Raw genomic sequence first — 22,903 nt, forward strand, 5'->3', positions numbered from 1 at the left:
ACTGGGGAGGAGTCGCCGACGTGAAACGGCTCAGCGGGTGGGACGCCGTCCTGCTGTACACCGAGACGCCGACCGTGCACATGCACACGCTCAAGCTGGCGGTCATCGAACTCGACGATCTCGGGGGCCGCACGTTCCGCATCGACGAGTTCCGCCAGGTCATCCACGGCCGCCTCTACAAGCTCGACCCGTTCCGCTATGAACTGGTCGACATCCCGTTCCAGTTCCACCACCCGATGTGGCGGGAGAACTGCGAAGTCGACCTCGACTACCACATCCGCCCCTACCGGGTCGAAAGCCCCGGCGGCCGAAGGCAACTCGACGAGGCGGTGGGCCGGATCGCCAGCACGCCGCTGGACCGCAGCCGCCCACTGTGGGAGATGTACTTCATCGAAGGCCTCGCCGGCGGACGGATCGCCGTGCTCGGCAAGATCCACCATGCGCTGGCCGACGGAGTGGCCTCGGCCAACCTGATGGCCCGCGGGATGGACCTGCAGCCGGGCCCGCAGCGCGACCGCGACTCCTACGCCACCGATCCGGCGCCGGGCCGAAATGAGCTGGTGCGCACCGCGTTTCGCGACCACCTGCGCCAGATCGGCCGGCTCCCGGCCAACTGGCGCTACACCGCGCAGGGGCTGCAGCGGGTACGCCGCAGCAGCCGCAAGCTCTCGCCGGAGCTGACCCGCCCGTTCACCCCGCCGCCGACGTTCATGAACCACCGCGTGGACGCGGTGCGCAAGTTCGCCACCGCCACCCTGGCTCTCGCCGACATCAAACAGACCGGCAAGCAGCTCGGCGCGACCATCAACGACATGGTGCTGGCGATCTCCGCCGGCGCGCTGCGCACCCTGCTGATGCGCTACGACGGTCACGCCGACCACCCGCTGCTGGCCTCGGTGCCGGTGAGCTTCAACTTCGACCCGGACCGCATCTCGGGCAACATGTTCACCGGCGTGCTGGTGTGCCTGCCCGTGCACGTCGACGACCCCCTGCAGCGGGTGACCGAATGTCACAACGCAGCCGCGTCGGCCAAGGAGAGCCACCACCTGATCGGTCCGGAACTGGTCAGCCGGTGGTCGGCGTACTTCCCGCCCGCCCCCGCCAAGGCGCTGTTCCGATGGCTGGCCGACAAGGACGGCCAGAACAAGGTCCTCAACCTGCCCATCTCCAACGTGCCCGGACCCCGTGAACCGGGACGGGTCGGCGGCGCCCTGGTCACCGAGATCTACTCCGTCGGACCGCTGACCACGGGCAGCGGGCTCAACATCACCGTGTGGAGCTACGTCGACCAGCTCAACATCTCCGTGCTCTCCGACGGCGCCACCCTCGACGACCCGCACGAGCTGACCACCGCGATGGTCGAGGCGTTCGTCGAGATCCGCCGCGCGGCAGGGCTTTCGGAGGAATTGACGGTCATCGAGTCCGCGATGGCGCCCTAGGCGTTCCGGTCAGCCGCGGCGGGCGTGTACCCAGGACAGGAACCGCTCGATCGCCTCGGCCGTGTAATGCCCGCGCGGCGAGCCGAAGAAGTCGAACGCGTGCTGCGCGTGCGGGATCTCCGAGTACGCCACCGGTGCCTTGGACACCTTGCGCAGCTCCTCGACGAACTCCCGGCCCTCGGGCACCGGGATGATCGAGTCGTCCGTGCCGTGCAGCACGAAAAACGGTGGGGCGTCAGGCCGGAGCTTGGTCAGCGGGGACGCCTCGAGGTAGTCGCGCCGGTGGCCCAGAAACGACTTCTTGACCACGAACTTCTGCAGAAACCCGATGAACTGCGGCCGGCCGCTGCCCTCGGTGGTGTACCAGTCGTAGCGGCCGTACACCGGGACCGCCGCGACCACCGAGGTGTCCGCATCGGCGAAACCCGGTTGCCACTGCGGGTCGTTGGGGGTCAGCGCCGCGAGCGCGGCGAGGTGGCCGCCGGCCGATCCGCCCGTGATCGCGACGAAATCCGGGTCCCCGCCGTAGTCGGCGATGTTCTCGCGGATCCAGGCCAGCGCGCGCTTCACGTCGACGATGTGGGCGGGCCAGGTGTGGCGCGGGCTGATCCGGTAGCCGATCGACACGCAGATCCAGCCGCGCTCGGACATGTGGCTGAGCAGGGGATAGGCCTGCGGCCGCCGCATACCGATCGCCCACGCCCCGCCCGGCACCTGCAACAGCACCGGTGCCCTGCCGTCACGCGGCAGATCCCCACGCCGCCAGATGTCGGCGGTGTTGGCGCGGTGCGGGCCGTAGCGCACGGTGCCCGCCTTTTCGACGTAGCGCCGCCGCGACCAGCCGGTGCCGAAGACGCCGGCGCGCTTGCGGGCCTTGTCGGCGGGCTGTGACGTCCGCGCCACCGACGCGTACTCCTCACCCAGCGTCTCGCGCAGACCCGCGTCGAAATGCGGTTCGGATCGCACGTTGCGGCGCTGGATCACCACCAGCAGCACCCAGGTGATCGCCTTGAGCGCCAGCGCGATCCGGCCGCCGGTGCCGGTGAAGTGGCCGCGCCAGGCGCGCCGCGCGGTGTCCAGCACCGACCCGGTCAGATACAGCGGGGCGAGTTCGGAGGTGGGCCAGCCGAACGCGAACGTCGGCAGCGTGATGTAGCCCTGGCGGCCCAGCGGCTGAACGCCGTTGGCGGCGTTGAGCAGTTCGGCGGCCGCGGTGAGCAGCGGTTGCGGTCTAGGCATCGCCCGACCCGGCTGCGCGCTCCTGCAGTTCGCGGCGGACGATCTTGCCGGTGCTGTTGCGCGGGATCTCGTCGAGCACGGTGATGTCTCGGGGCACTTTGTAATTCGCCAGGTTCTCTCGGACGTGCTGTTTCAGTTCCTCGGGGGTAGCCGATGCGCCCGGGGTCAAAACCACGAACGCCGCCAGCCGCTGCCCGTACTGCGCGTCGTCGACGCCGATGACCGACGCCTCGGCGACCTGCGGGTGCGCGGCCAGCGTCTTCTCCACCTCGATCGGGTAGACGTTCTCGCCGCCGGAGACGATCATCTCGTCGTCGCGGCCGACCACGAACAGCCGTCCGTCCGCGTCGAGGTAGCCGACGTCGCCCGAGGCCATGAACCCCTCGTGGAAGTCCTTCGTCGACCCCGAGGTGTAGCCGTCGAACTGCGAGGAGTTGCGCACGTAGATGCTGCCGGTCCGGCCGGCAGGCAGGTCGCGCAGCTGCGGGTCGAGAATGCGGATCTCGGTGCCCTCGGCCGGCTTTCCCGCGGTGTCCGGGGCGGCGCGCAGATCGGCGGGTGTGGCGGTGGCGATCATGCCGGCCTCGGTGGCGTTGTAGTTGTTGTAGATGACGTCGCCGAACTGGTCCATGAACGCGGTCACGACGTCCGGGCGCATCCGGGACCCGGAGGCGGCGGCGAAGCGCAGGGAGCGGCCGCGGTAGCGGGCCCGGACGTCGTCGGGCAGTTCCATGATCCGGTCGAACATCACCGGCACCACGATCAGCCCGGTGGCGCGGTGCTCGTCGACCATGGCCAGCGTGGCCTCCGGATCGAATCTGCGCCGCGTGATGATCGGGCAGGCCAGCGATGCCGCGAACGCGAGCTGTGAGAACCCCCAGGCGTGGAACATCGGCGCCGCGATCACCACCGGCTCCTCGGCCCGCCACGGGGTACGCCGCAGGATCGCGCCGAGGATCTCGGGTCCGCCGCCGGAGTGGCTGGCGCCCTTCGGGGTTCCGGTGGTGCCGGAGGTGAGCAGGATGACCCTTGACTTCGCCGACGCGCGGCGCGGCGCCCGCCCGGTGTACTCGCCGATCAGCCCCTCGACCGTCAGCCCGTCGTGCGGTTCCTCGGTCCAGGCGACGATGCGGGAGGTGTCGCGGCCCGCGGTGGCGCGGGCGACAGTGTCGGTGAACTCGTCGTCGTAGATCACCGCGTCCACGGCCTCGCGGTCCACGACCTCGGCCAGCGCCGGGCCGGCGAAGGAGGTGTTGAGCAGCAGCACGTCGGCCCCGATGCGGTTGGCGGCGATCAGCGATTCCACGAACCCGCGGTGGTTGCGCGCCATGATGCCGAGCACGGCCGGTTGCCCGCCGGGCAGCGCCTGCAGCCCCGCGGCGAGGGCGTCGCTGCGCTGGTCGATCTCCCGCCACGTCAGCGTGCCGAGCTCGTCGGTCAGGCCCGGCGCGTCCGGGCAGCGCTGCGCGGCGCTGGCGAACCCGGAGGTGATGCCCATGTTCTCCCGGCGCATCGCCGCGGCGATCCGGAGGTACCGGTCCGGGCGCATCGGGGCGATGAGCCGGGCCCGGCGCATCGTGGCGACCAGGCCGAGCGCGCCGGTGAGGCGGTCGGTCAGTTCCATCGGCCGGTCAGCCCAGCACCGGGAAACGGCGGTCGGCGGCGAGCTCGTCGAGGGCGCGCTGCATGACGTGGCGGACGTGCGCGTCGACCTCGTCGATGTCGGGATCCTCGCCGAACTCGGCGACCACGTCGATCGGCGGCAGCACCTGGGTGACGATCTTGGTGGGCAGCGGCACGTTCACCGGCAGCACCGCGGACAGCCCGAACGGGAAGCCGAAGCTGATCGGCAGGATCTTGGCCCGCAGCAGTTTGTCCAGCCGGATCGCCTTGGCCAGCCATTCGCCGCGGGTGAGGTAGAACTGGCTCTCCTGACCGCCGATCGAGACCGTGGGCACGATCGGCACGCCCGCGTTGAGTGCGGCGCGGACGTAGCCGGTGCGACCGCCGAAGTCGATCTTGGCTTCGGCGAGCGTGGGCCGGTAGACGTCGTAGTCGCCGCCGGGGAAGACCACCACCACGCCGCCCGAGCGCAGCGCCTCGTCGGCGTTGTCGTGGTTGGCGCGGATGAACCCCGTCTTGATGAAGAAGTCCGCGGTGGGGCCGGTCATCAGCAGGTCGTGCGACAGCGTGAACACCGGCCGGTCATAGCCGAACTTCTCGTAGAAGCCCGTCGCGAACACCGGGACGTCCATCGCGAACAGCCCGCCGGAGTGGTTGGACACCACCAGGGCCCCGCCCGCGGCGGGGAACGTCTCCAGGCCCCGCATCTCGGCGCGGTGGTAACCCTTGATCAGCGGCCGCAGCACGCTGATCACGCGTTCGGTGAAGACCGGGTCCCATTTCGCGATCTCTGACGGCGGCACGGTCCCCCCTGGGTCGAATTGCAACGTGTTCTAGTTTTCATGGTACCCACCTCGCGCGCCGGGGACACCGCCGCCCGGTGCGGTTTGTGCGATGCCGCGGCGGGCACCCCACGCTCATGGCTCACGACGAACTCCCGCTGGCCGACTACGACCAACTCACACTGCCCGACGTGCGGCACCGCATCCGCTCCCTGGACGAGTCGCAGCTGCAGATGCTGTTCGACCACGAGACCGCGCACGGCAACCGCATCCCGGTGCTCGAGGTGCTGCACGCCCGGCTCAAAGAACTCCGCCACGGCGCGGAGCCGTCCGGCGGCGATCAGACCAACGCCCCGGGCGCGACCCAGACCCCGAGCGGATCGCCGGTGCAGGAATCGACGGCCGCGCAGGCCAACACCCCGCTGCGCCACGGCGTGGCCTACCAGACGCCGTCACGCGGCCGACCCTGACAGCGGGCTGAGAAACACGTAAGGATTACGTCAGCACTCCATGGGTGGGTGTGACACGAATCGCGGTTACAGCTCGATCATCAACCGCCCGTGTGCACCACCGAACCCAGGAGTGTCAATGAAGGTCTCCGTCCGTTCCTATCTGATCGCCGGTGTCTCGATGGCCGGTGCCGGCATCCTGGCCGGCGGCACCGCCCAGCCTGCCGAGCCCACATCGGTGGCCCGCGACGCGGTCGCGCCGATGGCCGCGGTGATCCCGGCCGAACCGGCGCCCGCGCCTGCGGTCCCGGCCGCGTTCATCGCGCCGGCACCCGACCCGCTCGTCGAGGCGCAACTCGCGCTGCCCGAGGTCGACGACCTGCTGCCCACCGAGGGCCGGCCGGGTCTGCAGCTGAGCCTGCTGACCGGCACCCCCAACCTCGGTTACGGCAACGAGGGTGCGTTCAACGCCGGCGCCAACAACACCGGCACCGCGAACATCGGTGGTGCGAACACCGGTGACTTCAACATCGGCACCGGAAACGACGGCGATTTCAACATCGGTTACGACAACACCGGTGACTTCAACATCGGCGGCGACAACACCGGCGACTTCAACGTCGGCTTCGACAACGAGGGCGGGGAACGCAACTTCGGTGTCGGCAACCGCGGGTCCTACAACGTCGGCTTCTACAACACCGGCTCGTTCAACTTCGGCATCGGCAACGAGGGCGTCGGCAACATCGGGTTCTTCAACACCGGCGACTACACCGTCGGCGCCTTCGACATCGGGATCCGCTACCGCGACACCCCGGGCATCGTCACGGGAGGCACCGACGACGAGGAGGCCGCCGAGGACCTCCTGCGCACCACCCGCGATGCGGGTGACGACGCGGGCGATGAGGAGGCGGCCGACGAGTCGGACACCCGTCAGCGCAACAGCCTGAACTCCGACGGTGAGACCGGCGGCGACGAGGACGCCGCGGGCGCCGCAGCGGGAGCGGGCGACGACGATGCAGAAAGCGATGACACCACCGACAACGGCGGCGGCGACAACGACGGTGACGACAACCGCGGACAGGGCAACGGCACCGAGAACGGCGGCGGCACCGACTGATCCAGCCACGTCCGGGCTAGCATCGGCCGCGTGAGCAACGAAGCGAACACAGAGGACGTCGTCCTCGTCGAGCAGCGCGACCGCATCCTCGTCATCACGATCAACCGGCCCAGGGCCAAGAACGCGGTGGACGCCGCGGTGAGCCGCGGGCTGGCCGATGCCATGGACCGCCTCGATGAGGACGCCGGCCTGTCGGTCGGCGTCCTCACCGGGGCCGGCGGATCGTTCTGTGCGGGGATGGATCTCAAGGCGTTCGCCCGCGGGGAGCGCGTCGACATCGAGGGGCGCGGCCTCGGCTTCACCGAGCGTCCGCCCGTCAAACCGCTCATCGCGGCCGTCGAAGGCTATGCGCTCGCCGGTGGGACCGAGCTGGCGCTGGCCACCGACCTCATCGTGGCCTCCCGCGAATCGGCGTTCGGCATCCCCGAGGTGAAGCGGGGCCTGGTGGCTGGGGGCGGCGGGCTGCTGCGGCTGCCGCAGCGCATCCCGTACGCGATCGCCATGGAACTCGCGTTGACCGGTGACAACCTGCCCGCCGAACGGGCCCACGAGCTGGGGTTGGTGAACGTGCTGGCCGAACCCGGCGGCGCACTCGACGCGGCCATCGCGCTGGCCGAGCGGATCACCGCGAACGGACCGCTGGCGGTGGCGGCCACCAAGCGGGTCATCGTCGAGTCGCGGGGCTGGACACCGGAGAACCAGTTCGCCGAACAGCTGAAGATCCTCATGCCGGTGTTCGCCAGCAAGGACGCCATCGAGGGCGCGACCGCCTTCGCCGAGAAGCGGCCCCCGCGATGGACCGGCAGCTGAGACACGTCTTCACCGGCCACATCGCCGGCTTCGGGACCACGGCCGGGATCCGGTTGGTGGTCGGGAGCTGGCATGACTCGCCGTTCGGCGCGTTCACCGACGTGATGGTGCAGCAACCCGACGAACAGCGCGTCCTGCTCGCCCCCACCGCGGAGGTGGCCGACTTCGTCTCCACCACCTACCACTTCGACCACATCGAGGTCGGGTCGGTCGACGCGACGCTGACCGGTGACCGGCTCGTCGTACACAGCACCGCACTCGACGTGACCGTCGGCATCGGCGGGCCCGCACCGCTGGACCGGTTGCTGCGCGTGGTGCCGGCCCGGCTGGCGACCACACCGTGGTGGTTGCGGGCCATCGACCCGATCGCGGCGAAGATGGTCGCCGGGGTGCACACCGCGGGCACCGCGGGCAACGGCCGCCGCGAGTACTACGGCGTGCGCCGCTCCCGGATGGTGACCGCGGTGGCGGGTCGCTACCGCGGCACCGACCTCGGCGGGCTGACACCGCTGCGGCCGCCGGTCACGTTCGGCTTCGCCTCCGCCCCCGAGACCCCGCAGATCGTCGCCGTCACCACCACGATCATCGACGCCGCCTGAGTGTTTTCCGGTCGCCGCTCGTGGGCACAGTGACGGCATGGACACGGTGACCCGGCTCCGGCACGCCCAGCAACGCGTCATGAAGTACCAGCGGCGGCTGTGGTTGGCGCAGCTGCTGATGTGGCCGACGCTCGTGCTCACCGCGGGGGCGGCGGTCGCCGGTGTGGTGTGGCTGGTGCGCCGACGCCAGTCCGGCGGTGGGCGTCACGAACTCCCCGAAACCCCCGGCGCACACCGCGCCGACGGCAGCGCCGACCACAACGGTCAGGTCACCTCAGGCGCGTCGACGCCGTAGTTCACATCCGCGCGTAGCGGGTGAGCGCGAAGCTGTAGAGGCCGTACGCGGCGAAACCCGCGGCGGCCACGCCGATCAGCACGCTGCCGAACGGCGCCTGCTGCAGGGCTTTCACCGCACCGTCGAGCCCGGTGGCCTTGGACGGATCCGCCCGGATCGAGGCGATCACCACCAGCACACCGGCGCCGGCGAGCACCAGGCCCTCGGCGATGTGCCCGCAGGCGCCGAGCACGGTGAGCAGGCGGCCGCCGGAGATGGTCAGATCCTCCCGGAACCGGCGCGACGCCCCCTTGAACGCGAAGTACCCGCCGATCGCGATGACCCCGACGCCGATGCCGGCGAGCGCCGCCTTTCCCTCCGGCGTCCGCATCAGCCATGCGCTCAGGCCCATGCTCCGGGTGGCCGCCGAGTACCGGCTGCCCAGCGCGAACTGCACCGCCATGGCGGCGACCGCGGCGTACACCACCGCGAGCCCGAGCGCCTTGAGGCGGTTGACCATCCGGAAGTCCTCGGGGTCCGGGTCATGGTGCTCGCTGGGATGCAGCCCCAGCACGGTCTCGGCGATCCGCCACAGCGTCAGCGGCACCAGCGCCACCGCGACCGCCCACAGGGCCAGGAATCCGCCCCGCGTCTCGGCGAGCGTCGACAGCGCGCCGGACTGGTCGGTGTCACCGTGCCCGGAACCGATGGCGACCCGGAAGATCAGATAGGCGATCAACAGGTGCAGGACACCGTTGATGAGATAGCCGCCGCGCGCGGCGGCACGCGCCCCCCGGTGGTTGGTGGCGCTGCGGACCGCACCCGCCGGGTCGGTCGCACCGAGCACCGAGGGTCGACTGGTGATCAGTACCGGCGCGGCCGGCGACGCGGACGGAATGCGTCCTTGACCTTCTCGCCGGCGTCTCTCAAGTGGGCCATCCGCTCGTCGTTGCGGCCCCGGGTGCGCATGGCCGGGTCCCCCGCGGCGTGACCGGCGGCGGTCCTCATCCGGCCCTGCAACTGCTGGATCTTGTTGCGGGCCTTCGCGGCGACACTCATGGTGGACTCCTTCGCTCGACAAGCATGGCGTGGTGGGGGGTTACCCGTTTCGGGCCGTAACCACCGCCGCGGTTTCGCACCGCAGCGCGGGGGAACCGCAAGCGCATGTTCCGCTTACGCAACGAACCGCACGAACGCGGCGTCGACACGGGTAGCCCGTTCCCCCCGGTCACCGCCGACAACCCCGCGGTGGCCGAGGGCGCCTTGCTCATCCGGGTCGATGACCTCGACGAGCGCGGTGTCCGGGAGGTCCGCACCGCCCGCCACGGTGTCCTGGCCGTCGGCGTCACCCCGGACGGCACCCCGTTCGCGGTCGACAACATCTGCCGGCACCAGTTCGCCCACCTCGGCCGGGGCCGCGTCACCCCGCAGGGCTGTCTCGAATGTCCCTGGCACCGGGCCCGGTATGACGTGCGGGACGGGACGATGCTCGAGGGCCCGAAAGGCCGCATCTTCGGCTTCCGGCCGTATTCGGCGATGGTCCGCCTGATCGGCCGGACCGTGACGCTGCGCAGCTTTCCCGTGCACCTCCGCGACGGCGCCATCTACCTCGACGAGACCGCTTGACCTCAACCGAACTCGAGGTTCCACCATGGACCCATGACCGCCACCTTCGATCGGCTGGATGTCCCGGCGTACCTGGACCGCATCGGCCACCGCGGCCCGGTCGGCCCGACCGTCGCCACGCTGAGCGCGCTGGTCGCCGCGCACAACCGCTCGATTCCGTTCGAGAACCTCGACCCGCTCCTCGGCACCCCGGTGGCCGACCTCAGCGCACCGGCCCTGTTCGACAAGCTCGTGGCGCGCCGACGCGGCGGCTACTGCTATGAGCACAACGGGCTGATGGGTCACGTGCTGGCAGAGTTGGGATTCGGCGTCGACCGGCTGGCCGGCCGGGTCGTGTGGATGCACACCACCGACGCGCTGCCCGCCCAGACCCATCAGCTACTCGCGGTGACCGTGCCGGGTGAGGACACCCCGTGGCTGGTCGACGTCGGATTCGGCGGGCAGACGCTGACCTCGCCGATCCGGTTCACCCCGGGCGTCGAACAGCCCACCCGCCACGAGCCGTACCGGATCCGCGACCGCGGCGAGGGGTTCGTCCTCGAGGCGCTCGTCCGTGGGGACTGGCAGCCGCTCTACCTGTTCACCGGGCGCCCGCAGCCGCTCGTCGACCTCGAGGTGGGCAGCTGGTACGTCTCCACCCATCCCCGCTCACCGTTCGTCACCGGGCTGACCGCGGCGCTGGTCACCGACGACACCCGGTGGAACCTGCGCGGCCGCAACCTGGCCGCGCACCGCGCCGACGGCACCGAACGGGTCCGGCTGGACAGCGCCGCGCAGGTCCTCGACACCCTGGCCGGGCGGTTCGGCATCGACCTCACCGACCTCGGTGATCTCGGGGACGTCGAGAAGCGCGTGCACGAGGTGCTCGACCGCTGACTCACGCCCCGGATGAGTCGGCCGGTCGCCGGTAATGTGCCTCGTAGCGGCGACCCGCGCGGCGTCGCCACGGGCGAGAGGACCCCCGCGTGAGAGAGCACGACCCGCACGGCGCCGATCCCGGTCGAGCGATCGACCCGGCCGTCCAGCGCGGGTTCGGCCGCCCCGAGGGCGTCTCGGGGGCGTTCGCCGGCCCTGAGCGCCGCCGCGACGACGGTGACCACGCCCCGACGAATCAGTCGCCGGACCGGGTACTGGCGGAGGTGTTCGGGCGCGAGGAGGTCGACACCCGCGACGACGACGCCGTCGGCACCGCCGAATCCTGGCCGCCACCGCCGGTCGCCGCGGCGGCGCCCGCGGCAGCGACCTCGTCAGCGCCGCCGCGACCGCGCCACAAGCTCACCCTGCGGGAACTGCTGTTCAGCGGTCAGGTGTCGGTCCCGGCGCTGATCCTGCTGCTGGTGATGGCACTCGCCGTCGGCCTGCTCGGCGGATGGATGGGCGGCCGGACCGCATCCATCGTCGAGGCCTTCGCCACGCCGAAGGTGCGCCTGTCCACCACCGACGTCGAGGATCTGCCGGAAGGCCGGTTCACCAGAGTCGCCCAGGCCGTGGCGGACTCGGTCGTCACCATCGAGGCGGTCAGCGAGCAGGAGGGCGCCCAGGGGTCCGGAGTGGTGGTCGACGGCCGCGGGTACGTCGTCACCAACAACCACGTCATCGCCGAGGCGGCAAGGGATTTCGACAAGTTTGCGCTGTCGGTGATCTTCGCCGACGGGCACACCGTGCCGGCTCGCCTGATCGGGCGGGATCCCGTCACGGACCTCGCGGTGCTCAAGGTCAGCAACGTCGACAACCTGACCGTGGCGCGACTCGGCAACTCCGACAACCTGCGGGTCGGTCAGGAGGTGATCGCGGCCGGCGCCCCGCTGGGTCTGCGCAGCACCGACACCCAGGGCATCATCAGCGCGCTGGACCGCGCCGTGCGCCTGTCGGCCGACGACGCCGAGACCCCGACGGTGATCGCCGCGGTCCAGACCGACGCCTCGATCAACCAGGGCAACTCCGGTGGGCCGCTGATCAACATGAACGCCGAAGTGATCGGCATCAACACCGCGGGCAAGTCACTGTCGGGCAGCGCCAGCGGCCTGGGCTTCGCGATCCCGGTCAACGAGGTCGCCCACGTGGTCGGAACGCTGATGCGCGACGGTGTCATCGCCCACCCGACGATCGGCCTCGAGGCGCAATCGGCCGGCGACGAGGCGGCGGCCGGGGCGAAGGTCGGCGCCGTCGACGACGACGGCCCCGCGGCGCGCGCCGGGATCCGGACGGACGACGTGGTGGTCACAGTCGGCGACCGCGCCGTCGCCGACCTCGACTCGTTCATCGTCGCGGTCCGTCAGCTGACGATCGGCCGGGAGGCCCCGGTCGAGGTGCTGCGCGAAGGCGAACCCATGACGCTGACCGTCACCCCGGAAGCGGGTGAGCCGACGGCGAAGAACTGCACCGGTGAGGGCGTGCGGTCCTGCTGACGGCGGCTGATCACGGGCCGACGAGCACATCCCACGGATCGTCGGCGGCCAGCGCCAGCCGGCCCAGCGCGCGGGCGTGGTGGGTGGGGGAGCCGAAGTCGTCGACCCAGCCGCGGGCCCGCATGGTCGCCAGCCACAGCGGATGTTCGGCGGTCACCCCGATCGCCCCGTGCAACTGGTGGGCGATGGTGGTGACCGGCTCGACCGCCCGGCCCACCGTCACCTTCGCCACCGCGACCGCGTAACGTGCTGCCGCCGAGCCGAATCCGTGGTCGACGGCGGCGGCGACGGCCAGATCCGTGGTGGCCCTGGCGCGTTCGATCTCGCCCGACATGGCGGCCAGCGCATGCTGGACGGCCTGAAACCGGCTCAGTGGACGGCCGAACTGCACCCGGTCGCGGGTGTGGGCGACGGTGAGTTCGGCGGCCGCGTCAAAACACCCCACGGTCTGCACGCACCGCGCCCAGGCGCCGCGCCGCGCCAGCTCCTCGGCCACTGCGAGATCCAACCGCACACAATCGGATTGGGCCACGTCGATGGTGACGTCACCGCGCGGTTCCCCCGCCAGCGTGTGCCGGTCCTCGATGGCGGGGCCCGGCAGCACCGTCGCGTACAGCGCGTCGGCGGCGCGCGCGGCCAGCACCACCGTGGCCTCGCGTGGCCACGGCACGTCGCGCGCGGCACCGACCACCCGGCCGTCGCGCACCACCGTGGTCCCCGACGCGACGGTCAGCGGACCCGACGGCGCGATCTCCAGTCCGGCCACCCCGGCCAACCACGCCCCGAGCAGATCGGTCTCGGCCAGCGGCACCGCCGCGGCCCGGCGCGCCAGCCCGGCCAGCACCACCGCCGCCTCGGCGGGTCCGGCGTCCCCGCTGCTGCTCAGCCGGCTCAGCCCGGTGTTCTCCAAGTTGCGCCACAGGTCGGCGTCGAACGTCTCCGGACGGGTGCGCCGCCCCATCCGCGCGTCGTAGGACCGCCGCGCGAGGTCGTCGACCAGATCCCGTAATTCGTCCACTTACCGCACCCCCAGGGCGCGCGCGACCACCCCGCGCAGCACCTCGTTCGTCCCGCCGCGCAGCGTGAACATCGGCGCGTGTATACGTGCCGTGGCCAGCAGGCCGCGCAACCGTTCGGCCTGCGGCGCGTCCTCGTCGAGCAACGCCAGCAGATCGGCGACGATCTCGACCGACTCCTGCTCGAACCGCGTGCCCAGATCCTTGACGAGTGCTGCCCGGGCGTTCGCGTCGCGGCCCGCCGTCAGGTCCCGGGCGACCGAGATCGACAGCTGTCGCAGCGAGACCATGCGCGCCATCAAGTCACCCACCTGGGCGGCGGTGCGGTCGTCGACGCCGGCGCGGCCGAGCGCGGCGACGGCCTCGAACACCAGCGTCGCGGTCGACAGGATGCGTTCCGGCCCGCTGCGCTCGAACGCCAGCTCGGCGGTGACCTGGTGCCAGCCCTCCCCGATCGTGCCGAGGACGTCGTCGTCGCCGACGACGGCGCCGTCGAACAGCACCTCGTTGAAATGGTGCTCACCGTTCATCAACACGATCGGGTCGATGGTCACCCCCGGCGTGTCGGTGCGGACGATGAACTGGCTGAACCCGGCGTGGCGGTGTTCCGGGTCGGCCGGGCTGGTCCTGGCCAGCACCACGATCTGATCGGCCACGTGCGCACCGCTGGTCCACACCTTCGTACCGTCGATCCGCCAGCCCCCGTCGACCCGCGTCGCGCGCGTCGCTGCGGCCGCCAGATCCGACCCCGCCCCGTGTTCGCTCATGCCGATCGCCGAGTACAGCCTGCCCTCGGCGATAAGCGGCAGGATCCGCCGACGCTGCTCCTCGGAGCCGTAGGCCAGCAGGGCGGGCGCCACCTGCCGGTCGGCGATCCAGTGGGCGGCCACCGGCGCGCCGTGCGCGAGCAACTCCTCGGTGACGACGTAGCGGTGTAGATAGCCCAGCCCGTGACCGCCGTACTCGGTCGGGATCGTCAACCCCACGAAACCCGCCGCCGCCAACCGCGCGCTGAACTCCGGATCCCACGCCGCCAGCCAGCAGTCCACCTGCGGCCGCCACCCGTACCGGGCGCGGTCGGCGCGCAGGAATTCCCGGACCGAGGAACGCAGCGCCGCCAGGTCCGCATCGTTGGCGCACAGCGCCTCGAATTCAGCCACTGCGGCGAAGTGTAATGACCCCGGACAGCAGGAATCGTCATGTCCCCGACCGGGCCCGGCGACCATACTGAGTCGGGTGAGCCAGCCACCGACACGCCGCGACCGGCTGCGCGAGTTGCTCGACGCGGTCGTCGACGCCGACAACGCCGACGTGGGGGACATGGCCCGCAGCAGCTACGCCTCGGAGTTCCACTTCTCCCGCGAGGTGCGCCGGCTGACCGGTGAGCCGCCGGCGGCGCTGCGCCGTCGGATCATGCTCGAACGCGCGGCCTGGCGGCTGCAGCGGGGTGAGGCCGTCGCCGCGGTGGCCGCCGCCGAGGGCTGGTCGTCACCCGAGGTGTTCTCCCGGGCGTTCCGGCGGACCTTCGGCGTGCCACCGTCGCAGGCCGCCGACGTCGGCTTCCGGGTGCCTGCGCCCAACGGGCTGCACTTCCACCCGCCGCAGTCCCTGTGGCTGGACGGCGACGGCACCGGGAAGGAGCCCGATGTGAGCCAGTTCATGGTCGCCCACGACGTTTCCGACACCGCCTACCTGCTCGGCGCGGCCCGCGCGCTGACCGACGAGCAGTGGACCGCCGAATTGGTGCCCGGGCAGACCGTGCTCGACTGGGACGGGCCCGAACCGAGCGTGCGCGCCGTGCTGTCGGCGCTGGTGTGGACCAAAGAGGTGTGGCTGGCCACCATCGAGGGCCGCGACTTCCCCGAGCGCCCCGCCGCGGCCACCGTCGCCGACCTGACCGCCCGCCACGAGCGCGTCGGAAAGCACTGGGCGGCACTGGTATCCGAGTACGCGTCGACGGGCCGAATGGGCGACACCGTGATCGACGCGCTCTGCGAGCCGCCGGAGTCGTTCCAGCTGTACGGGATCGTCGCGCACGTGCTCACCTACTCGGCGCACCGCCGGGCGCTGGTGCGCACCATGCTCGCGGAGCTGGGGGTGGCCACCCACCGCGGCGACCCGCTGGAGTGGATGAGAGGACAGTGACATGGCAACCGTGTACTACACCGCATCGAGCCTCGACGGCTACATCGTCGACGAGAACGACAGCCTGGACTGGCTGGTCACCCGCGACATCGACGAGAGCGGGCCGTTCAACTACGGCGAGTTCATCGCGACCATCGGCGCGCTGGTGATGGGTTCGGCCACCTACGAGTGGATCAAGAAGAACCATTCCGGCGAGTGGATGTACACCCAGCCGACGTGGGTGATGACCCACCGCCCCCACATCGTCGACGCCGCCCACCCGGTGCAGACGTTCGACGGGGCGGTCACCGACCTGCACCCCACGCTGGTGGCCGCGGCCGACGGTAAGGACGTGTGGGTGGTCGGCGGCGGTGACATCGCCGCACAGTTCGTCGCCGCCAACCTGATCGACGAGATCGTCGTCAGCTACGCGCCCTGCTCACTGGGCGCGGGGTCGCGGGTGCTGCCGATCCGGTCGGAGTGGCGGCTGGCCGACTCCGGGGTGAACCGCGAATTCCTCTGTGCCCGCTGGCGCAAGGCCTGACCGGCTCACTGGCCGGCGGTGGGCACCCCGAAGCGGCGGATGAATTCGCGCGATTTGCAGAGGAATTCGAGCTGGGTGTGCACCTGGTGCAACGGGTCGAGGTGGCGGGCGGCCCGGCACAGCACCACGGCGCCCTCCAGGGCGGCGATGCAGGTGATGGCCAATGAGGCGGCCTCGGCGTCCTCGCATCCGTCGATCACGAAGGCGCGGGTCAACGCCACCCGCCAGTGCTCGAAGATGGTGCCCGCGACGGTGGTGAGCTGCGGTTCGGACTCCCCGGAACCGATCGCCGCGCCGGCGACCGGACAGCCCGCGGTGTAATCGCTGCCGGTGAGCGCGTTCTCCCAGAACTCGACGAAGCGGTGCACCAGGTGCAGACCGCCCTTGGTGGCCGCCTCGTCGATCACCGACGTGATGGACTGCCCGGCGTACTGCAGTGCCTCGAAGACGATCTGATCCCGGCCGTCGGGGAAGTGGTAATACACGCTGCCGCGCGGAGCACCGCTGCGGTGCAGCACCTCGTCGATGGTGACCCCGGCGGCGCCGCGTTCCTGCAGCACCTCCGCGGCGCTGATCAGCATGTTGGTGCGGGTGGACCCGCGCGGGTTGCGCGTCGTGGTCATGGCATCCCGGTCAGGCGGCGGTCGGTGGGCGCTGCGGCGCCGGCCGCTGAGGAGACGCCGCGTGGGGAAAGGGTCAGGCGGCGCCGTCCCGGCAGGTACGAGACGAACCGCCACCTGGCGATGTTGACCTCGACCATCCACACGGCTGCCTCCGTAGATTATGACAGAAAGCATAGAACACGGGTGCAATCCGCACAACGACACCGATATCGACCCCCGACTCGCGTGCGACTATGGGTTGACCCATAATGAGGACGGCGCCCGCCCCGGCGGACCCGGGGCGAGCGCCGCACCAACGCCGTCAGTCGTCCCACGGCGTGTCGTCCCACGGCGTGTCGTCCCAGTAGGTGTCGTCGTCCATCGCGACGATGTGGCCGGGCGCGTCGAAGTCGATGTCGGCGTGCGGCCAGTCGAAGGACATCGGCATCGAGCTCGTCACCGCGGCGGGTTCTGGTGCCGCGGTGGCCGCGGCGGCGGTGCCCGCACCGACCAGTCCGAGTCCGGTCATCGCGACTCCGACGGTGACGACTTTCCATGTGGCCGAACGATTCATCTGGCTTCCTCCTGATCTGTTGTTCTCTCGGTGTCCCTGTCGGACATCTCTACGGTCTCGCCGCACCATGAGGCCTGCGGGAGTCGTCCATGAGGCCTCTCTCATGTACCGATCCACTCCCGCGCCAGCGCGATTCGCGCCGCGGTCTCCGACTCCCAGCCCGGACGCCGGCTGCGGAACGGTCCGGTGGCCAGCCCGAGGACCACCGCACCGACCCGTCGGCGCAGATCGCCGCAGTCGAGGCGGTCCCCGAGGTGGGCCAGTACGTCGGCGCCGAACGCCGCGGCGCCGCGGTGGGTGCGGCCCGCCACCGACAGGTGACCCAGCAGCGTCGCCCACTCGTCGGCGCGTTCACCGGGACCGGCGGAGTCGACGTCGAGGAGTCCGGTCACCGCTCGGTCGTCGACGAGCAGTTGGGCCTCGTAGAAATCGCCGTGCACCGGCGCCACCGGCCCTGCCTCGGGCGCCGCCGACGCCAGCTCCGCCACCACGTCGGCGAGCAGCGGATCGTCACCGAACGTGCGGCGCAGCACCGCCGCGCTGTCCGGAACCCGCTGCAGGACACCCCGCGCCGGCGGCAGCCGCAGCAGGTCGGCGGGCAGGTCGTCGAGCAGCCGCTCGAGGACATCCGGTGGCGGCGGGCGGTCGCCGTCGCGCAGGACCGTGCGTAGCGGCCGGCCCGGTGCGGGCGGTAGCACGACCGCCCCGGTCGACGCCGCCGCCAGCACCGGCGGTACCGGGGCGTGGCGGTGCAGCAGTTCGTGGCGGGCGGACAGTTCGGCGACCGCGGCGGGGCGCACCACCTTGACGAACGACCGTCGCGGCACATCCCGCACTTCCAGGACCGCGCGCCGGCCCGGCCGGTACGCCCGCACCGCGACCGTCACGTCGCCCCCAATGGACAGGCCGAGGCGGCGCAGTGCCTTCGCCGCACGGCGCGGGTCGGCGAGCTCGGCCAGCGCGGGGAGCGCCGGGTCGTGCGGCCACAGCCACACCCCCACCTCCACCGGTGCGTCCGCGAACTCGCCGGAGACGACGGTGGCTCCGGGCGGGATGCCCGCACCGGCGACGGCCACCAGGCGTCCGCGGTGGCCGCCCAGCTCGCCGTCGTACTGCACGATCGCGCCGCCGGCCGGTGGGACCGTCACGTCGAGCGGACGGACCGCGGTCAGCGTCAACCCGTGCGGGTCGACGGCGGCGCGCAGCAGCTCGGCGGCGGCGGGCCCAAGGAGCAGCGACAGGGCGGGATCGGCGTACACGGGGGAGGGTGGGTACACCGCTGTCAGCGTCGTGGGCGCCGAGGAGATCGTGATGAGGCGCAGATGAGACCGCTCTCATCGGAGCGCGCGAAGGCTCCCGCACGTGGTGGTGCGGGAGCCTCCTCGGCGGCGTCGCGGGTTACTCGGGGGTGTAGCCGAAGGGCAGCAGCGTGCTCTTGGCCTGGCAGTACTGCTCGATGCCCTCCGGGCCGTTCTCGCGTCCGATGCCGGAGTTCTTGTAGCCGCCGAACGGCGCCCCCGGATCGAATGCGTACATGTTCACCGCGTAGGTGCCGGTGCGGATCTTGCTCGCCACCTCGAGCGCCTTGCGGTTGTCGGTGGTCCACACGCTGCCCGCGAGCCCGTAGACCGAGTCGTTGGCGATGCGGATCGCGTCCTCCTCGGTGTCGTAGGGGATCACCGCGAGCACCGGGCCGAAGATCTCCTCCTGCGCGATGGTCATGGAGTTGTCGACGTCCGCGAACACCGTGGGCTGGACGAACCAGCCGCTGTCCAGACCCTCGGGGCGGCCGCCGCCGGTGACCACCCGGGCCCCCTCCTCGGTGCCCTTCTTGATGTAGCCCTCGACGCGTTCGCGCTGCTTCTCGCTGATCAGCGGGCCGATCGCGGCGTTGGGGTCGTCGGGCAGGCCGACCGGCATGGCCGAGACGAAGTTGGCCAGTTTCTCGACGACCTCGTCGTAGCGCGACCGCGGTGCGAGGATCCGGGTCTGCGCGACACAGGCCTGACCGGAGTTCATCACCCCGGAGAACGCGAGCATCGGCAGCGTCGAATCGAGGTCGGCGTCCTCGAGCACGATGGCCGCCGACTTCCCGCCCAGCTCGAGCGTGCACGGCTTGAGCTTCTCGGCCGCGAGCTTGCCGATCTCCTTGCCGACCGCGGAGCTCCCGGTGAACGTGAACTTGTCGATCTGCGGGTTGGCGGTCAGCGCGCGCCCGGTCTCCGGACCGCCGGGCACCACCGACAGCACGCCCTCGGGCAGGCCGGCCTCGGCGAACATCTGCGCCATCGCGAACACCGACAGCGGGGTCTCCGCGGCCGGCTTGAGCACCACGGTGCAGCCGGCCAGCAGTGCCGGGCCGAGCTTGTTGGCGGCCAGGAAGAACGGCACGTTCCACGCGGTGATCGCCCCGACCACACCGATCGGCTCCCGCGTGACCAGGGTCTGGCCGTAGATGCCGTCGCGGATGTCGCTCCAGGTGAACTTGTCGGCCGCGCCCGCGTAGTAGCCGAAGGCCGCCATGGCCGCGCCGTACTGCATCATGTCGACGATCGTCGCGGGCTGGCCGGTCTCGGCGGTGAGCAGGTACTTCAGCTCGTCGCCGCGCTCCTCCATGAGCTTGACCGCGGCACCGAGCACCGCCGCGCGTTCCTGCGGCGACATCCGCGGCCACGGACCTTCGTCGAAGGCCTTGCGGGCGGCGGCGCAGGCGGCGTCGACGTCCGCCGCCGCGGCCAGCGGCACCTGGCCGACCTTCTCGCCGGTCGCCGGGGAGAACACCTCGATGACGTCACCGGTCGACGGCTCGGTCCACCGACCGCCGATGAACAGCTTGTCCCACTCTGTCTTGTGGGTGGTCTCTTGCCCTGACGTCTCCACAGTCTGTGTCATGAGCGTCACACTACCGAGGATTCGGCGAAACGAGAACCTGTTGCAGTCAGGGCCGTAGGACCAGCACCAGATTGCTCACCGCGAACTCGCGCAGCCCCGGTGCGCGCACCGTCCACCACGCCCATCGCGGGTGGTAGCGGGGGAAAGCCGCGAGCAGGCGGCCGGTGCTGCGGCCCCACTCGAGGCCGGCGCGGGCGGACACCGCGAACAGTGACGAGCCGTAGTCGTTCTTGGGCCGGTGGCCGTGCCGGCGGGCGTAGCGCTCGGCCGCCCGGGCGCCGCCGAGATAGTGCGTCAGCCCCATCTCGTGACCGCCGAACGGACCCAGCCACACCGTGTAGGACAGCACCACCAGCCCGCCCGGCCGGGTCACCCGCAGCATCTCGTTGCCCAGCCGCCACGGGTCGGGGACGTGTTCGGCGACGTTGGACGACAGGCAGACGTCGACGCTGCCGTCGGCGAAGGGCAGCGCGGTGCCCGAGGCGCGCACGTAGCGTCCGCCCTCGGCGCCGGCACCGGCCGGGTGGTCGTCGGATGCCGCCGCCAGCGCGGCTCCGGCGTGCGCCTCGCGCGGATCCGGCTCGACGCCGACGTAGTCCATGCCGTGCTGGGCGAACGCCGCGGCGAAGAAGCCCGGGCCGCCGCCCACGTCGAGCACCGTCCGCCCGGCGGGAGCCCCGCCGGTGTGCGCCCGCCACAGGTCGGCGACCAGCGCGGCGGTGTCGTGGGCCAGCGCACCGTAGAACCGCGCCGGATCGGTTCGTTCGAACCGGAACTCCGAGAGCAGGCGCACCGACCGGGCCAGCGTCGCGCGCTGCGCGAACAGGTCGGTGACGGCCACCGGGCCACCCTACGCAGCGGATAGGCTGTCGCCGATGCCTGTCCGCGCCCCCGTCCGTTCCGTGCTGCTGTTGTGCTGGCGCGACACCGGGCACCCGCAGGGCGGTGGCAGCGAGATGTATCTGCAGCGCATCGGTGCGCAGCTGGCCGCGTCCGGGGTGCGGGTCACCCTGCGCACCGCCCGCTACGCCGGGGCGGCGCGACACGAGGTGGTCGACGGCGTGCAGGTGTCGCGGTCCGGCGGCCGGTACACGGTCTACATCTGGGCGCTGCTGGCGATGGCACTGGCCCGCATCGGGCTCGGGCCGCTGCGGCGGGTGCGGCCGGACGTGGTGGTCGACACCCAGAACGGGCTGCCGTTCCTCGCGCGGCTGGTCTACGGGCGTCGGGTCGCGGTGTTGGTGCACCACTGCCACCGCGAACAGTGGCCGGTGGCCGGTCCGGTGCTGGGCCGGATCGGCTGGTTCGTCGAATCGGCGGTGTCGCCGCTGGTGCACCGCCGCGCCCAGTACGTCACGGTGTCGCTGCCCTCGGCCCGCGACCTCACCGAGCTCGGCGTCGACGGCGCCCGCATCGCGGTGGTGCGCAACGGGCTCGACGAGGCCCCGGCGCACACGCTCACCGCACCGCGTTCGCCGTCCCCGCGCATCGCGGTGCTGTCCCGGCTGGTGCCGCACAAGCAGATCGAGGACGCGCTCGACGCGGTCGCCGCGCTGCGCGACCGGCTGCCCGACCTGCATCTCGACGTCCTCGGCGGCGGCTGGTGGCACGACCGGCTGGTCGACCACGCGGCGCGGCTCGGCATCACCGACGCGGTCACCTTCCACGGGCACGTCGACGACGACACCAAACACCGCGTCCTGCAGCACAGCTGGGTGCACGTGTTGCCGTCGCGCAAGGAGGGCTGGGGGCTGGCGGTCACCGAGGCCGGACAGCACGGCGTCCCGACCATCGGCTACCGGTCCTCCGGCGGCCTCACCGACTCCATCGTCGACGGCGTCACCGGCCTGCTCGTCGACGACCCCGCCGGGCTGGCCGACGGGCTCGAGCGCCTGCTCACCGACCGCGTGCTGCGCGAGCAGCTGGGCGCCAAGGCCCAGGCCCGCAGCGATGAGTTCTCCTGGCGGCAGAGCGCCGACGCGCTGCACGAGGTGTTCGTCGCGATGCGCGACGGGCGCTACGTCAGCGGCCTGGTCTGAGCGCGTTCCGTCACGGCGCGGCGGCGCAGCGCGGCCACTGCGGCGCCCAGCGCGCCACCCATCAGCGCCGTCAGCCACACCACGTGTGCCCCGATCAGCAGACCGCGGTGCGGCGACGACGGCGCGTCGCCGCCGACGCGGTAGACCACCAGATCCGCGTCGCGGTAGGCGACCGGCAAGTCCAGTGCGCCACCACCGGACTCCACGACCACCCAGCCGACGCCGGCGTCGGCCAGTTCCGCACGCGGGGCGCCGCGCAGCAGCAGATCCTGCACCGCGCGGGCCCGCGCCCCCTCACCGGGCACGGTCTCACCGCCGATGACGAGATCGCCCGTGCTCAGCACATCGGCACGCACCCAGCGCGGGAGCGGATCGAGCACGGGTGCGTCCCCGGCCCACGCGAAGTGCCGCATGCTGTCGGGTGGCAGCACCGCGACCGGCCGCGGATCGGCGTTGATGACCGCCGCGGCCGCCGGCCACCCGGCCGGGTAGCGCACCGCGACCATCCGGCCGCCGACGCCGAACGCCAGATCGGGCAGCACCGCGACCACGGCCGCGCAGCACACCGCCGCGGTGGCCGCCGCGGGAACGCGTGAGCGCAGCGCGAGGACCGCGCCCGCCCCGGCCACCGCGTAGCCCGGCATGGCCAGCGCCACCCACTTCTGCGCGTCGCGCAGCAGACCGAGGCCGGGCACCGCGCGCACCAGCGCCTCGACCGCCGCCAGCCCCGGCCCGGTCGCCATCGC

At 71.6% G+C, this 22,903-nt stretch carries 24 protein-coding genes and 1 pseudogene; 12 read left to right on the forward strand and 13 right to left on the reverse strand.

Going from position 1 to position 22,903, the window contains the following annotated elements:
- Positions 1–20 precede the first annotated feature (20 nt).
- Positions 21–1,439, forward strand: a complete 1,419-nt coding sequence (locus tag E4P42_RS21780) for a wax ester/triacylglycerol synthase family O-acyltransferase (protein ID WP_135128187.1) — start codon at positions 21–23, stop codon at positions 1,437–1,439.
- A gap of 9 nt (positions 1,440–1,448) precedes the next feature.
- Here the strand turns inward: E4P42_RS21780 and E4P42_RS21785 are convergent, their stop codons facing one another.
- Genes E4P42_RS21785 through E4P42_RS21795 form a run of 3 tightly spaced genes read right to left on the reverse strand, consistent with a single transcriptional unit; the run spans position 1,449 to position 5,104 of the window.
- Complete coding sequence (locus E4P42_RS21785; RefSeq protein ID WP_135128189.1) at positions 1,449–2,678, reverse strand: alpha/beta hydrolase; 1,230 nt, start codon at positions 2,676–2,678, stop codon at positions 1,449–1,451.
- Positions 2,671–4,302: an acyl-CoA ligase FadD12 gene (gene fadD12 / locus E4P42_RS21790; protein ID WP_135128190.1), complete on the reverse strand. Its 1,632-nt coding sequence runs from the start codon at positions 4,300–4,302 to the stop codon at positions 2,671–2,673. The genes E4P42_RS21785 and fadD12 overlap by 8 nt, the downstream gene beginning before the upstream one ends.
- Positions 4,303–4,309: 7 nt before the next feature.
- A complete protein-coding gene (locus tag E4P42_RS21795) occupies positions 4,310–5,104 on the reverse strand; it encodes a 1-acyl-sn-glycerol-3-phosphate acyltransferase (RefSeq protein WP_135128192.1) in 795 nt (264 codons plus the stop codon).
- A gap of 116 nt (positions 5,105–5,220) precedes the next feature.
- Between E4P42_RS21795 and E4P42_RS27070 the strand changes: the two genes are divergently transcribed.
- The 5 genes from E4P42_RS27070 to E4P42_RS21820 all read left to right on the forward strand — a co-directional run bounded on the left by E4P42_RS27070 (position 5,221) and on the right by E4P42_RS21820 (position 8,353).
- A complete protein-coding gene (locus tag E4P42_RS27070) occupies positions 5,221–5,553 on the forward strand; it encodes a hypothetical protein (RefSeq protein WP_167759572.1) in 333 nt (110 codons plus the stop codon).
- 118 nt (positions 5,554–5,671) lie between these two features.
- Entirely contained in the window at positions 5,672–6,649 is a 978-nt protein-coding gene (locus E4P42_RS21805; RefSeq protein ID WP_209305847.1) for a hypothetical protein, read from the forward strand.
- Between the two features lie 21 nt (positions 6,650–6,670).
- Positions 6,671–7,459: a crotonase/enoyl-CoA hydratase family protein gene (locus tag E4P42_RS21810; protein WP_135128194.1), complete on the forward strand. Its 789-nt coding sequence runs from the start codon at positions 6,671–6,673 to the stop codon at positions 7,457–7,459.
- Entirely contained in the window at positions 7,444–8,058 is a 615-nt protein-coding gene (locus tag E4P42_RS21815; RefSeq protein WP_245234163.1) for a hypothetical protein, read from the forward strand. Before E4P42_RS21810 ends, E4P42_RS21815 begins: the two co-directional genes overlap by 16 nt.
- Positions 8,059–8,095: 37 nt before the next feature.
- The gene (locus E4P42_RS21820; protein ID WP_135128195.1) at positions 8,096–8,353 is read left to right on the forward strand and encodes a hypothetical protein; all 258 of its coding nucleotides are present in this window, start codon (positions 8,096–8,098) and stop codon (positions 8,351–8,353) included.
- A 1-nt stretch (position 8,354) separates the two neighbouring features.
- Here the strand turns inward: E4P42_RS21820 and E4P42_RS21825 are convergent, their stop codons facing one another.
- Positions 8,355–9,179 carry a DUF1206 domain-containing protein gene (locus E4P42_RS21825; RefSeq protein WP_135128197.1) on the reverse strand — a complete coding sequence of 275 codons (825 nt, stop codon included), beginning with the start codon at positions 9,177–9,179 and terminating at the stop codon, positions 8,355–8,357.
- Between the two features lie 17 nt (positions 9,180–9,196).
- Positions 9,197–9,391 carry a CsbD family protein gene (locus E4P42_RS21830; RefSeq protein WP_135128199.1) on the reverse strand — a complete coding sequence of 65 codons (195 nt, stop codon included), beginning with the start codon at positions 9,389–9,391 and terminating at the stop codon, positions 9,197–9,199.
- Positions 9,392–9,496: 105 nt separating this feature from the next.
- On the opposite strand from E4P42_RS21830, the gene E4P42_RS21835 reads away from it, so the two are divergent.
- The 3 genes from E4P42_RS21835 to E4P42_RS21845 all read left to right on the forward strand — a co-directional run bounded on the left by E4P42_RS21835 (position 9,497) and on the right by E4P42_RS21845 (position 12,366).
- Positions 9,497–9,958 carry a Rieske (2Fe-2S) protein gene (locus E4P42_RS21835; RefSeq protein ID WP_135128200.1) on the forward strand — a complete coding sequence of 154 codons (462 nt, stop codon included), beginning with the start codon at positions 9,497–9,499 and terminating at the stop codon, positions 9,956–9,958.
- Between the two features lie 33 nt (positions 9,959–9,991).
- Positions 9,992–10,834: an arylamine N-acetyltransferase gene (locus E4P42_RS21840; protein ID WP_135128202.1), complete on the forward strand. Its 843-nt coding sequence runs from the start codon at positions 9,992–9,994 to the stop codon at positions 10,832–10,834.
- Positions 10,835–10,923: 89 nt separating this feature from the next.
- Positions 10,924–12,366: a S1C family serine protease gene (locus tag E4P42_RS21845; protein ID WP_135128203.1), complete on the forward strand. Its 1,443-nt coding sequence runs from the start codon at positions 10,924–10,926 to the stop codon at positions 12,364–12,366.
- A 10-nt stretch (positions 12,367–12,376) separates the two neighbouring features.
- Here the strand turns inward: E4P42_RS21845 and E4P42_RS21850 are convergent, their stop codons facing one another.
- Both E4P42_RS21850 and E4P42_RS21855 read right to left on the reverse strand, forming a co-directional pair.
- A complete protein-coding gene (locus E4P42_RS21850) occupies positions 12,377–13,327 on the reverse strand; it encodes an acyl-CoA dehydrogenase family protein (RefSeq protein ID WP_135128214.1) in 951 nt (316 codons plus the stop codon).
- 57 nt (positions 13,328–13,384) lie between these two features.
- On the reverse strand, positions 13,385–14,542 hold the full coding sequence (locus E4P42_RS21855; RefSeq protein ID WP_135128204.1) for an acyl-CoA dehydrogenase family protein: 1,158 nt from the start codon (positions 14,540–14,542) through the stop codon (positions 13,385–13,387).
- A 76-nt stretch (positions 14,543–14,618) separates the two neighbouring features.
- Between E4P42_RS21855 and E4P42_RS21860 the strand changes: the two genes are divergently transcribed.
- Complete coding sequence (locus E4P42_RS21860) at positions 14,619–15,527, forward strand: helix-turn-helix domain-containing protein (RefSeq protein ID WP_135128205.1); 909 nt, start codon at positions 14,619–14,621, stop codon at positions 15,525–15,527.
- A gap of 1 nt (position 15,528) precedes the next feature.
- Entirely contained in the window at positions 15,529–16,050 is a 522-nt protein-coding gene (locus E4P42_RS21865; RefSeq protein ID WP_135128206.1) for a dihydrofolate reductase family protein, read from the forward strand.
- Positions 16,051–16,055: 5 nt separating this feature from the next.
- Here E4P42_RS21865 and E4P42_RS21870 read toward each other — a convergent pair whose 3' ends face one another.
- The 5 genes from E4P42_RS21870 to E4P42_RS21890 form a co-directional block, all read right to left on the reverse strand.
- The gene (locus E4P42_RS21870; RefSeq protein WP_245234164.1) at positions 16,056–16,673 is read right to left on the reverse strand and encodes a TetR/AcrR family transcriptional regulator; all 618 of its coding nucleotides are present in this window, start codon (positions 16,671–16,673) and stop codon (positions 16,056–16,058) included.
- Between the two features lie 301 nt (positions 16,674–16,974).
- Positions 16,975–17,226, reverse strand: a complete 252-nt coding sequence (locus tag E4P42_RS21875; RefSeq protein ID WP_135128207.1) for a hypothetical protein — start codon at positions 17,224–17,226, stop codon at positions 16,975–16,977.
- Between the two features lie 101 nt (positions 17,227–17,327).
- Complete coding sequence (locus E4P42_RS21880) at positions 17,328–18,503, reverse strand: phosphotransferase (protein ID WP_135128208.1); 1,176 nt, start codon at positions 18,501–18,503, stop codon at positions 17,328–17,330.
- A gap of 121 nt (positions 18,504–18,624) precedes the next feature.
- The gene (locus E4P42_RS21885; RefSeq protein ID WP_135128209.1) at positions 18,625–20,118 is read right to left on the reverse strand and encodes an aldehyde dehydrogenase; all 1,494 of its coding nucleotides are present in this window, start codon (positions 20,116–20,118) and stop codon (positions 18,625–18,627) included.
- Positions 20,119–20,164: 46 nt separating this feature from the next.
- Positions 20,165–20,959 (reverse strand): bifunctional 2-polyprenyl-6-hydroxyphenol methylase/3-demethylubiquinol 3-O-methyltransferase UbiG, encoded by a 795-nt coding sequence (locus E4P42_RS21890; protein WP_135128210.1) that lies wholly within the window; start codon positions 20,957–20,959, stop codon positions 20,165–20,167.
- A 34-nt stretch (positions 20,960–20,993) separates the two neighbouring features.
- Here E4P42_RS21890 and E4P42_RS21895 point away from each other — a divergent pair, with 34 nt between their 5' ends.
- Positions 20,994–22,157 carry a glycosyltransferase family 4 protein gene (locus tag E4P42_RS21895; RefSeq protein ID WP_135128211.1) on the forward strand — a complete coding sequence of 388 codons (1,164 nt, stop codon included), beginning with the start codon at positions 20,994–20,996 and terminating at the stop codon, positions 22,155–22,157.
- Here E4P42_RS21895 and E4P42_RS21900 read toward each other — a convergent pair.
- Positions 22,136–22,903: pseudogene (locus E4P42_RS21900) on the reverse strand (hypothetical protein); the annotation flags it as partial. The gene E4P42_RS21895 and the pseudogene E4P42_RS21900 overlap by 22 nt on opposite strands.

The organism is Mycobacterium sp. PS03-16, from assembly GCF_004570325.1.
GTDB lineage: Bacteria > Actinomycetota > Actinomycetes > Mycobacteriales > Mycobacteriaceae > Mycobacterium.

Coding starts and splice junctions, on each gene's coding strand:
- E4P42_RS21785 (WP_135128189.1), bottom strand. CDS start 2,678: ATGCCTAGACCGCAACCGCTGCTCACCGCGGCCGCCGAACTGCTCAAC.
- fadD12 (WP_135128190.1), bottom strand. CDS start 4,302: ATGGAACTGACCGACCGCCTCACCGGCGCGCTCGGCCTGGTCGCCACG.
- E4P42_RS27070 (WP_167759572.1), top strand. CDS start 5,221: ATGGCTCACGACGAACTCCCGCTGGCCGACTACGACCAACTCACACTG.
- E4P42_RS21805 (WP_209305847.1), top strand. CDS start 5,672: ATGAAGGTCTCCGTCCGTTCCTATCTGATCGCCGGTGTCTCGATGGCC.
- E4P42_RS21815 (WP_245234163.1), top strand. CDS start 7,444: ATGGACCGGCAGCTGAGACACGTCTTCACCGGCCACATCGCCGGCTTC.
- E4P42_RS21820 (WP_135128195.1), top strand. CDS start 8,096: ATGGACACGGTGACCCGGCTCCGGCACGCCCAGCAACGCGTCATGAAG.
- E4P42_RS21830 (WP_135128199.1), bottom strand. CDS start 9,391: ATGAGTGTCGCCGCGAAGGCCCGCAACAAGATCCAGCAGTTGCAGGGC.
- E4P42_RS21835 (WP_135128200.1), top strand. CDS start 9,497: ATGTTCCGCTTACGCAACGAACCGCACGAACGCGGCGTCGACACGGGT.
- E4P42_RS21840 (WP_135128202.1), top strand. CDS start 9,992: ATGACCGCCACCTTCGATCGGCTGGATGTCCCGGCGTACCTGGACCGC.
- E4P42_RS21850 (WP_135128214.1), bottom strand. CDS start 13,327: ATGGGGCGGCGCACCCGTCCGGAGACGTTCGACGCCGACCTGTGGCGC.
- E4P42_RS21865 (WP_135128206.1), top strand. CDS start 15,529: ATGGCAACCGTGTACTACACCGCATCGAGCCTCGACGGCTACATCGTC.
- E4P42_RS21870 (WP_245234164.1), bottom strand. CDS start 16,673: ATGACCACGACGCGCAACCCGCGCGGGTCCACCCGCACCAACATGCTG.
- E4P42_RS21875 (WP_135128207.1), bottom strand. CDS start 17,226: ATGAATCGTTCGGCCACATGGAAAGTCGTCACCGTCGGAGTCGCGATG.
- E4P42_RS21885 (WP_135128209.1), bottom strand. CDS start 20,118: ATGACACAGACTGTGGAGACGTCAGGGCAAGAGACCACCCACAAGACA.
- E4P42_RS21895 (WP_135128211.1), top strand. CDS start 20,994: ATGCCTGTCCGCGCCCCCGTCCGTTCCGTGCTGCTGTTGTGCTGGCGC.